The following is a 9,822-nucleotide window of genomic DNA, read 5'->3' as shown; positions in this document are numbered from 1 at the left end:
ACTGGACCTTCAGAGCTTCGTCGCTCATGAGACGTAGGTATCCCAGCCGGATCATCGGTGGTCAAACACTCCGGGAAATCCGGCGTTTCTACCGCTGCTCCTACCGGGATTAGCCGGTTAAGAGAGGATCACGTGGCCGGCACTGGTGGACCCCGATGCCCAGGGTGCCGCGGAAGGCCTCGAACTCCTCGGTCAGTTTCGGCTTGCCGGCCCGCCAGGAGCCGACCGCGGCCTCGTTGTCCCAGACCAGCTCGCGCGGGACCGCGCCCATGCGGGAAAGCAGCGCCCAGTGCCCGGCGATCAGGTCCGGGCCCTGGCGGGAGGGGATCATCAGCGCGAACGTCATCCGGGAGTAGCCCGAGACCATCACCAACACCGGCGGGCGCCCGACCTGCCCGGCCCCGAGCGGGATGTCGGCCGGCGGGAACCACAGGTCGCACTGCACCCGCGTCCCCGGGTCGTACTCCGTCCGCGAGGCCGGGTCGGGCGGGAGGTAGAACGGGCGCAGCACCCGGACCCGGTCCTTGAGCACCGTCAGCGACCGGTCCCACCCGATGCGTTCGGCGATCACCGTCGCCGGCATCCTCGGATACTCCCGCAACAGCTCGCGCACCTCCGGCTCGACCGCGTCGACGATCGAACCCGCCGCCGCGCGCACGTACCTCGGCGGGCTGTCGCGGGCCAGCGCCCGCCGCACCGCGTTACGCGAGATGCCCAGCCTGCGAGCGATGGCCTTGATCGCCATCCCCTCCACCCGGTGCAACCGGCGGATCTCCGCCCAGTCCTCCACGGTCATCACCCTCCTCAGCGTTGCGGAGGGGGTCCGTTTTCAATCGTCGCCACGGGGTCAGTTTTCACGCGTCGCCGACAAACCGGTGGAAATTCGGCGTTTGTCGAGGTCACGACGTCGGCAGTGAGCGTTCGAGCAACGGACTTCGGGGAGTGCCCGGCCTTGTGAACCGCCGGGAGAAGGTCGAGGGTTCGAGTCCCTCTAGCTCCACCACAGGCCGCTGACCTGCGGAAACGCAGGCAGCGGCCATTCGTTTGTCCGAACTCGTTCGCAATGTGCGATGACCGGGCTCCTGAGCGGTTCAAGTGGCGCCCATGCGAACTCGTGCCGATGGTCGGTCCAAAACAGCCATGCATCCATCACTCTTCGCTGGGCGAGGCGGTTGTTCCACCAATCTGGTCTTCGGCGCCGTCCACGTCGCAGGCGGACGCCATGGCGGGCATGCCGCAAGATCACTACGGCAGCGGCTCTGACCGACGACTCAGCGGCTCAGCGCGGTGAGCTTGTCCTGGCTGGCAAGCAGGCTGATCGTGGACTGAACCACCCTGGGTCTCCTGGAGATTGCTGACGCCGGACCCAGTTCTACCGAACTGGTGCAGGCTTGCGCACGACCGAACGTGCTCTCTCGGGGCTTCCGGACGGAACTACGTCAGCGCGCGGGCGGCCTCGGTGAACTCCGCCACGGCTCGGTCCGTGAGGTGGTCGATGAAGAGTGCCTCCGCGACCGCAGTGGACATCGTGACTGCGTCGCAGTGCTGGAGCGCGAGCTCGTGGACCACGTCGGCATTGCGAATGCTTGCGGCCAGCACTCGGGTCTCGCTGCCATGGAGCACTGCGCCCATCTGCTCGACCTGCCGCAGGCCGTCTCGCCCGGCGTCGTCCATCCGGCCGACGTAAGGGGCGATGCCCCAGGCGCCGGCACTGTTGGCGAGGATCGCCTGTCGTACGTGATACACGGCCGTGACCAGCACCGGCACGCCGTCATGGGCGAGTCGGGCGGTGGCGGCGAAGCCCTGCCGGGTGGCCGGCACCTTGACGATCACGTTCGACCCGAGCGCGACGATGCGCCGCCCCTCAGCGACGATCTCGTCGGTGTCGGACTCGACGGCCTGCACGAAGACCGATCCGGCACCCGCGTCGATCAGCTCCTGCACCAGCGTGGGCAGATGGGCCGGCGCGACACCGGCACGCTGGAGGATGAGCGGGTTGGTCGTGACCCCCTCGAACAGGCCGGTGTGCAGGAGCGGGGCGACGGCCGGGATGTCGGCGCTGTCAAGGTAGAGCTTCATCGGTTGTTCTCCCATGGGTCGTCGCCGGCGGCGCAGGCCAGGCTGAGGTAGCGGTCACGGATCTCCGCGGGTACCGCGTCGCGGGGGCCGGTGCGGCTCGCGCTCGAGGGCTGCCACGCGTCGCGCAGAGCGCCGACCGGTTCGCCATGGAGGACCGCGGCAGCCTGGATGCACGCGCCGCGCGCCGTCGCCTCCGCGACGTCGCGGGTGTGGACCTCGGTCTCGAGCAGATCGGCGAGAATCTGGCGGTAGGCCTCGGAGCGTGCTCCTCCGCCTGCCACGACGACCTCGCCGTCGGCGCTGGCGCCCGCCTCCTGGATGGCCCGGTGGCCGCGGACGAGTCCGAGTAGGACCCCCTCGAACGCGGCACGCGCGAACTCCTCACGGGTCGTGTCCGACCGGAGCCCGCCGAGGAGGCCGCGCGCTGCGGGGAGGGCGGGGCTGCGCTCGCCGTCGAGGTAGGCCGCCAGGACCGGGCGGTCGGGGCGGAGGTCGGCGTTCAGCGCCAGCCGTGCCAGCTCGGTGTGGTCGACGTCAAGGAGCCGGGCAACGAGATCGGTGACCTTAGTGCAGTTGAGCGTGCACACCAGCGGCAGGTAGCCGCCCGCCGCGTCGGCGACGCCGTTGACCCAGCCGCCGTGGTCGTGGACGGGAGTGGGGGAGGTCGTCATGACGACCCCGGAGGTGCCCAGGCTGTACAGGACCTGCCCGGGCCGCAGGCCTATGCCCAGGGCGGCCGCGTGCTGGTCGCCGGCGCCCGGGCCGACGACGACGTCCTCCCGCAGGCCGAGTGCGCGCGCCCAGCGGGTGATGGCGTGCCCTGCGGCCTCCTCCGGTCCGCGGACGGCGGGCAGCACGGCTGGCCAGTCCACCTTTTCGGTGACGAGCTGGTCGAGCAGATCGGGGAGCCAGCCGCCGGTGTGGGCGGCGTAGTACCCGGTGCCGCTGGCCTCGGATCTGTCGGTGACGGCTTCGCCGGTCAGCCGCCAGTTGAGATAGTCGTGCGGCAGGAGAACGGTGCGCGTTCGGTCGAGGAGCTCGGGCTCGTGCTCTGCCACCCAGGCGAGCTTGGTGATCGTGAACGCCGCCGTCGGCACCGAGCCGATCGCGTCCGCCCACGCGTCCGCGCCCAGCTCGGCCACCATCTGCCGGGCTTGCGGACTCGAGGTTGTGTCGTTCCACAGCTTCACCGGCCGGAGCGCCGCGCCGTCCCTGTCGAGGAGCACGAGCCCGTGGCACTGGGCCGCGACGCTGACGGCGTCGACGTCACGACCGTTGAGGTCAGCCGCCTCCAGCGCGCGGCCGAAGGCGAGGACGAGCGCATCCCACCAGGCCTCGACGCGCTGCTCGCTCACCGGTGGGGTCGTGGGTGGGTGCGGGGCCTGGCCGGTGCCGAGAAGCACGCCGGTGTCTGTGTCCCGCAGCTCGACCGTGCAGGACTGGGTCGAGGAGTCGACCCCGGCAACGACCCCCATCACCCCTCCCGGGCGTCGGCGGCGGGCTCAAGCCCCGGGAGTGCCTCGGGAGCAGCGGTCCGGCGCCCGACCGCGCCGGCCGGGTGCGTGAAGAGGACTTCTTCCCAGCCGTACCCGCGCGCCCGCATGAGGATATACGCCAGGGCGTCGCCCCAGACCGCGGCCACCAGGGTCGAGCCCATGGCGACCAGGCCGCCCGGGTCGACGTCCGGGCCCGCGTCGACGATGACCGTCACGTCGGCCAGCCGGCCGAGGGTGGACTGCGCCTGAGCGGTGAGCGCGATGACGGGCACGCCCCGGCGCTGGACGCGCTCGGATAGCTGGTTGAGCTCATCGGACTCCCCGCCGTGCGAGATGGTGATGAGGACGTCGCCGTGCGCGACCGCTCCCATGGTCCCGTGCAGCGCGTCCATCCCGGGCAGGAAGAGGGCCGGGGTGCCGCACACGGAGAGCAGGTGCGCCATACGCCGCGCGACGGCCCCGGACGTGCCTGACCCGGTGACGAACACCTTGCCCCGGCACTCCAGCAGCAGGTCCACCACGCGAAGGAAGGTCTCGTCCACCTGCTCGGCCACGGACAGGACGCCGGCGCCCTCACGGCGGATGACGTCGCGGGCGGCGGCGAGGGTGGCAGTCGGGTTCGTGGTCACTCGTTCATTCCTCTGTGCTGTGCGGCTGCGGGCCGACTCGCCGGCTGGACATCATGGCTGGTAACGGTCGTCGTCATGCCGCAGTCCAGGCGGCATGACGCAGGTCCCGCGGGCTGCGCTCGTGATCGGCGAGGCGGACGCCGTCGGTCCCGCCGTGGGAGACCACGACGATGTCGTCGGCCACCTCGCAGATCTCCTCCTCCTCGCTGGAGACGAGAACCACGGTCAGCCCCTCCTCATGGGCGAGGGCGCGGATCATGCGATGGATCTCGGTCTTGACGCCGATGTCGACGCCCTTGGTGGGCTCGTCGAGCAGGAGCACCCGCGGCCGTTGCGCCAGCGCCCGGGCCAGGAGCACCTTCTGCTGGTTGCCGCCCGAGAGGCTCGCGACCGGGTTGGTGACGTCCCCCCGCACCTGCAGCCGACGGGTGAGGTCGTGGGCCTCACGGCGCAGGGCTCGGTGGTCGAGCAGTCCGAGGCGACGGTGACGGAGCAGCACCGGTAGGGCCACGTTGGTGATGCTGTCGAGCTGGGCGACGATGCCGTCCTGCTTGCGCTCCTCGGTCACGTAGACAACGCCGGCACGCTGGGCCGCGGCGGGGTTGGTGGGCCGGTAGGGCCGACCGTCGAGCGTGATGGTGCCGCCGGCCAGCCGCTCGAGGCCCACGAGGGACCGCAGCAGCTCCGTACGCCCGGAACCGACGAGGCCGTAGAGGCCGAGGACCCTCCCGGGCTCGGCGGTCAGCGTGGCGCCGGTCAGGGTCGGTCCGGTGAGGTCGCGCACCTCCAGGCGCAGGCCCGCGCCTGCCGCTACGGCCGCGGCGGGAGAAGCGGCGGGCAGCTGCTCGCTCGGAGCAGCCTCCCTCGCCTCCTCACCGGCGATGGCGACGATGACCTCCTCCCGGCTGACCTCGTCCACCCGGGCGTCGATGCGCAGCCGGCCGTCCACGAGGGCGGCGACCCGATCGGCCACGGCGTAGAGCTCATCGAGCTTGTGGTTGACCATGAGAACGCCCATGCCGCGCTCGGATGCCAGGGTGCGAACCACCTCGAGAAAGTTCTCGACCTGCCGGCCCTCGAGGCTCGTGGTGGGCTCGTCAAGCAGGAGGTAGCGCGCGTCGCGGTGAATCGCCACCGCGACCTCCAGGAGCTGCCGGGTGGCCACCGGGTAGTCGCCCAGCTTGCGGTCGACGTCCACCTCGAGACCGAAGTCCGCGGCGAGCGCCCGCGCCTCCTTCCGCATGGCGTCACCCTGGAGCAGGCCGCCGGCGGTGCGCTCGTCGCCGAGGAAGACGTTCTGCGCGACCGTGAGGTTGGGCAGCAGCGACAGCTCCTGGTAGACGGTCGCGATCCCGGCGGCCAGGGAGTCCCTCGGCGAGGCCAAGGTCACCTCACGGCCGTCCACCTCGATGCGTCCGGCGTCCGGGACTGTCGCGCCGGACATCGTCCGCAGGAGCGTGGACTTCCCAGCGCCGTTGTGCCCCACGAGGCCCAGCACCTCGCCGGGACGGACGGCGACCGAGACGCCGTGCAGGACCGTGACGCCTGAGTAGCGCTTCATGATGTCGTGCGCCCGGAGCCCCGCACGGTCCTCTCGCACCCCGGTCGCCATCCGGCCCGCACTCATGTCAGCCGACCTCGCCGGCGGCGGGGGTCTGCCCGACGGTGAAGAGCTTGAGGTCCTTGAGGACCTCCTTCTCCGGCGTGGCCCCGTCGCGCCAGGCGGCGATCTGACCGACGACCTCCTCGCCGTAGATCCGCGGCTCCTGAGCCACGCAGCCGGGGTACTGCTCGGTCAGCGTCTCCTCAGCGGCGCAGAATCCGTACACCTTCACGTCTGATCCGCCCGGCAGCGCCTGGAGGGCGCCGTAGGCTCCCGGGCCGGTAGAGGCGAAGATGACGTTGATGTCGGGGTTGCCGGAGAGCATCTCCGACGTGGCGCGCATGGAGTCGTCGGGCTTGACGTTGCCATCCACCTTCGCGACCACCTTCGCGTTCGCATCGGCCGCGATGGCCTCCTCGAAGCCCTGGTCCCGCAGCCGGGTGGGCACCTCGTCGGGCTCGGTCACGAACCCGATCTTGAGGTCGGCGTCGCTCCCGAGGTCCTTGAGGACCTGCTCGGCGGTCTGCCGGCCGCCGGCGAGGTTGTCGGCGCCGAGGTACTGGACGATGCTGCCGCCCTGCGCCTTGAGCGCCTCCTCGTCGACCGTGACGTTCACCGTGAAGACCGGCACCTGGGCCTGGTTGGCGGCGTGGACGATTGCGGCGGCGGGTTCCGACTTGACCGCGTTGAGCGCGAGCGCGCACGGCTTCTTGGCGAGCATCGACTGCACCTGCGCGAGCTGGTTGGCGTCGTCGTCGTCCGCGATCTGGACCTCGACCTCGAAGCCCTTCTCGGCGCCGGCCGTCTCGAAGCCCTCCTTCATGGCGACGTAGTAGGGGTTGGTGAGGTTGGGGAGCGCGACGGCCAGGTAGGGCGTCTCGTCATCGCAGGAGGCGGGCCGCGGGATGGCACCGGAGGCGGCGGTGCTGCCGGCGCCGGCGGTGCTGCCGGTGCCGGTATCGACGGCGCCGGAGCAGGCCGCGAGGGTCAGCGCGGCCGCCGCGGCGGCCAGGCCGGTCAGGAACATTCGGGGACGGTGCGTCATTGCGATTTCTCCTAGTCGCTCAAGGGGGTTACGACGGATGGGGGTGGTGCGAAGTCAGTGCTCTCGGCGGGCCGTGGCCGCGCTGCTCCCAGCGGCGACGGCGGGGGCCGACCGGTCAGCGGTTGGCGTGACCGGCGGGCCGGCGCGCAGCTTGCGGCGCAAGAGCTCGGTGAGGGACATCCGGCGGCGGTACGTGTCGATCGTGACGCCGGCGAGGATGATGACGCCGATGACCAGTGGCTGCCAGTAGCTCTCGACGCCGACCACGTTCATCCCGTTGGACACGGTGGCGATGAGGATGGCGCCGAGGAGGGCGCCCTGGACGGAGCCGATGCCACCGAACAGACTCACTCCACCCACGACGGCGGCGGCGATCGAGTAGAAGAGCTCGTTGCCCGAGCCGGCGGAGGGGTAGCCGACCATGAGCCGGCTCGTCGTGATGAGACCGCCCATGGCCGCGCAGACGCCGCTGAGGACGTAGACCAGCACCGTCACGCGGCCGCTGGGGATGCCCGCGAGGCGCGCGGTCTCGGCGTTGCCGCCGACGGCGTAGATGTGCACGCCCGTGGCCGTGTGGCGCAGGACGACGTAGAACACGAGCGCCGCGAGGGCCACGAGCACCACCGGCATCGGGATGCCGAACAGCGAACCCCGGCCGATGAAGGCGAACATCGGATCGGTGACGTTGACGGAGTTCGCCCCGGTGAGAATGAGCGGGATGCTCGCCGCGTAGCCGAAGGCCGCGAACGTCACGATGAACGGCGGCAGCTTCAGGTGGTGGACGAGCGAGCCGTTGATGAACCCGACGAGCGCGCCGACGGCGAGCGCGACGAGGGCGGCGGCCCACCACGGCAGACCGGCCCGCATGGCCAGAGCGGCGGTCATGCCCGTCAAGGCGATCACGGACCCGGTCGAGAGGTCGATGCCACCGGTCAGAAGGACAAAGGCCTGCCCGAGAGCGAGGAAGGCGATGACCGTGCCGTTGAGCAGCAGCAGCTGCAGGTTGTCGAGAGAGAGGAACCGAGGAGACAGCAAGCCGATGACTGCCCCGACCAAGAGGATCACCACGGTGATCCCCAGCTCCTCGGGTACGCGTCGCCGTCGCACCATGCCACTGCCTCCTCGCAGACCGAATTCCAGAAGCGCTCATTTGAGCACATTGGTTGCTCAATTGGAGACACTACGATGGTGGCATCGCGAAATCAAGATGGCTCGACCATCGAACGAGCGGCTACTCTGCTCCTATGAGCAATGGTGCAGGTCTCGCGACGCCGTCAGAGCGTGCGCTCATGGTCGAAGCGGCGCGGCAGTACTACCTCCAGGACGTCAGCAAGGTCCAGATCGCGGCGAACCTCGGCCTCTCCCGGTTCAAGGTCGCCCGCTTGCTCGAGGCCGCCAGGGCGCAGGGCATCGTCACGATCGAGATCCACGACGGCGGCTTACCCGTCCCCGAGCTCGCCGACGAGCTGAGCCGGGTGCTGCGGCTCAGGCGCGCCGTCGTCATCGAGGCGCCCGAGGAGGGCGAGGAGGCGCGCCGCCTTGTCGGCGCCGCAGCGGCCACCATGCTCGGCGAGACGCTGCGCGAAGGTGAGGTGGTGGGTATGGCGTGGGGCCGCACCCTGACGGCGATGAGTGCGTCGATGCCCCCGTTGCCCCGCGTCGACGTCGTCCAGCTCACCGGTGCCGTGGGCGGTGACCTCGAGGCCTCACCGGTCGAGGTGGTCCGTCGTATCGCGCTGAGGTCCGGCGGCACGGCGACGCCCATCTTCGCCCCCCTCGTCGTCGACGACCCCCGTGCCGCCGAGGCCCTGCGGCGCCAGCACGACGTCGCCAGGGCGTTGCGCATGTTCGACACCGTGACCACTGCCGTCGTCGCCGTGGGCTCTTGGGACCCGCCGGCGTCCCAGCTGTGGAGCGCACTCGAGCCGTCGGAGCGGGAGCGGCTGCAGGATGAGGGGGTGCGCGCGGAGGTCACCGCCATCCTGGTCTCCGACTCAGGCGAGGTCCTCGCCCCACGGTTCGCCGAGCGGTGCATCGCCATCCACGCCGACCAGCTGCGTCGCGTGCCACGCGTGGTGGCCGTCGCCGGCGGACGGGAGAAGGCGCGAGCCGTCGCCGCCATCGCGCGCGCGGGCCTGTGCACCGAGCTCGTCACCGATCGCAGCCTCGCCGAGACAGTCCTCGAGCACGCCGGAGACAGGGCGGCGCTGTGACCACGGCCGGGTTCCCAGGCACCATTACCAGTGTTCAGATGCTGCGGTTGGCGGCCTCCCTGTGGTCCGTCCCCCGGGAGGAGCAGACGTCGGTCGCCACGCGCCTGACCCAGGCGGGGCTGACCCGGTGGCACTGGGACGTGGCCGACGGGAGCCTCGGCAACCCGGGCGGGTTCCGTCCTAAGGAGGCGGCGCAACTGGCGCGCGGCACCGGGCTCGCGAGCGAGGCGCACCTCATGCTCGACGACCCCGCGTCGGTTGTCCCCGACTGGGCGGACTTCTGCGACACCATCGTCGTGCACCGCGAGGCCCGCGGCTGGGAGGAGGGCTTGGCTGCCGTGCGTGAGTCCGGCCGGACACCTGCCGTTGCAATCTCTCCCTGGACGCCTATCTCCAAGGTGAGCGAACTACCAGGCGACGTGGGCGTCCTCGTCATGTCCGTCCCCCCGGGCGGGGCCGGCTCCGTCTTCGCCCCTGCCACGCTCGACCGCGTGGCAGGCCTCCGCGGACGCAAGCTCCTCGGGGTCGACGGCGGCGTCACCCGAGAGCTTGCGGGGCGATGCGCCGAGCACGGTGCCACCTGGCTGGTCAGCGGCACGGACCTGTGCGGGGCGGCCAACCCCGCTCACTGGCTCAGCACCGTGACGGGCCCCCGTCCCTGATGCCCAGCGCCCGCTGTGTGGACTTGCTATGCCGATGCCGAAGGGCGGCAGTCATGGTGATGCGTCGGATGTGCTCGACCTGCGGAATGGCGAGG

At 70.8% G+C, this 9,822-nt stretch carries 8 protein-coding genes and 1 pseudogene; 2 read left to right on the top strand and 7 right to left on the bottom strand.

The annotated features are described in order from the left end of the window. Window positions 1-124: 124 nt before the first annotated feature. The 7 genes and pseudogenes from GD970_RS08205 to GD970_RS08175 all read right to left on the bottom strand — a co-directional run. A pseudogene (locus GD970_RS08205) lies at window positions 125-799 on the bottom strand (DDE-type integrase/transposase/recombinase); the annotation flags it as partial. A gap of 635 nt (window positions 800-1,434) precedes the next feature. Beyond that, entirely contained in the window at window positions 1,435-2,079 is a 645-nt protein-coding gene (locus tag GD970_RS08200; RefSeq protein ID WP_170297164.1) for a transaldolase family protein, read from the bottom strand. Further along, window positions 2,076-3,554 (bottom strand): xylulokinase, encoded by a 1,479-nt coding sequence (xylB, locus tag GD970_RS08195; RefSeq protein WP_152202396.1) that lies wholly within the window; start codon window positions 3,552-3,554, stop codon window positions 2,076-2,078. The genes GD970_RS08200 and xylB overlap by 4 nt, the downstream gene beginning before the upstream one ends. Then, window positions 3,554-4,204, bottom strand: coding sequence for a KpsF/GutQ family sugar-phosphate isomerase (locus tag GD970_RS08190; RefSeq protein WP_152202395.1), 651 nt, complete (start codon window positions 4,202-4,204; stop codon window positions 3,554-3,556). The genes xylB and GD970_RS08190 overlap by 1 nt, the downstream gene beginning before the upstream one ends. Window positions 4,205-4,277: 73 nt before the next feature. After that, the gene (locus GD970_RS08185; protein ID WP_152202394.1) at window positions 4,278-5,831 is read right to left on the bottom strand and encodes a sugar ABC transporter ATP-binding protein; all 1,554 of its coding nucleotides are present in this window, start codon (window positions 5,829-5,831) and stop codon (window positions 4,278-4,280) included. Window position 5,832: 1 nt separating this feature from the next. Then, window positions 5,833-6,852: a substrate-binding domain-containing protein gene (locus GD970_RS08180; RefSeq protein WP_152202393.1), complete on the bottom strand. Its 1,020-nt coding sequence runs from the start codon at window positions 6,850-6,852 to the stop codon at window positions 5,833-5,835. A 54-nt stretch (window positions 6,853-6,906) separates the two neighbouring features. Next, window positions 6,907-7,962, bottom strand: a complete 1,056-nt coding sequence (locus GD970_RS08175; RefSeq protein WP_193314905.1) for an ABC transporter permease — start codon at window positions 7,960-7,962, stop codon at window positions 6,907-6,909. A gap of 134 nt (window positions 7,963-8,096) precedes the next feature. On the opposite strand from GD970_RS08175, the gene GD970_RS08170 reads away from it, so the two are divergent. Together GD970_RS08170 and GD970_RS08165 are read left to right on the top strand one after the other, a co-directional pair. Beyond that, window positions 8,097-9,065, top strand: coding sequence for a sugar-binding transcriptional regulator (locus GD970_RS08170; RefSeq protein ID WP_152202392.1), 969 nt, complete (start codon window positions 8,097-8,099; stop codon window positions 9,063-9,065). 38 nt (window positions 9,066-9,103) lie between these two features. Further along, on the top strand, window positions 9,104-9,727 hold the full coding sequence (locus tag GD970_RS08165; protein WP_152202391.1) for a beta/alpha barrel domain-containing protein: 624 nt from the start codon (window positions 9,104-9,106) through the stop codon (window positions 9,725-9,727). The last annotated feature ends 95 nt before the right edge of the window (window positions 9,728-9,822 follow it).

Source organism: Georgenia thermotolerans (assembly GCF_009193185.1).
Classification (GTDB): domain Bacteria; phylum Actinomycetota; class Actinomycetes; order Actinomycetales; family Actinomycetaceae; genus Georgenia; species Georgenia thermotolerans.
The sequence above is the reverse complement of the archived record's forward strand: the minus strand, read 5'-3'. Positions and strand labels throughout refer to the sequence as shown.

Coding starts and splice junctions, on each gene's coding strand:
- GD970_RS08165 (WP_152202391.1), top strand. CDS start 9,104: ATGCTGCGGTTGGCGGCCTCCCTGTGGTCCGTCCCCCGGGAGGAGCAG.
- GD970_RS08175 (WP_193314905.1), bottom strand. CDS start 7,962: ATGGTGCGACGGCGACGCGTACCCGAGGAGCTGGGGATCACCGTGGTG.
- GD970_RS08180 (WP_152202393.1), bottom strand. CDS start 6,852: ATGACGCACCGTCCCCGAATGTTCCTGACCGGCCTGGCCGCCGCGGCG.
- GD970_RS08185 (WP_152202394.1), bottom strand. CDS start 5,831: ATGAGTGCGGGCCGGATGGCGACCGGGGTGCGAGAGGACCGTGCGGGG.
- xylB (WP_152202396.1), bottom strand. CDS start 3,554: ATGGGGGTCGTTGCCGGGGTCGACTCCTCGACCCAGTCCTGCACGGTC.
- GD970_RS08200 (WP_170297164.1), bottom strand. CDS start 2,079: ATGAAGCTCTACCTTGACAGCGCCGACATCCCGGCCGTCGCCCCGCTC.
- GD970_RS08170 (WP_152202392.1), top strand. CDS start 8,097: ATGAGCAATGGTGCAGGTCTCGCGACGCCGTCAGAGCGTGCGCTCATG.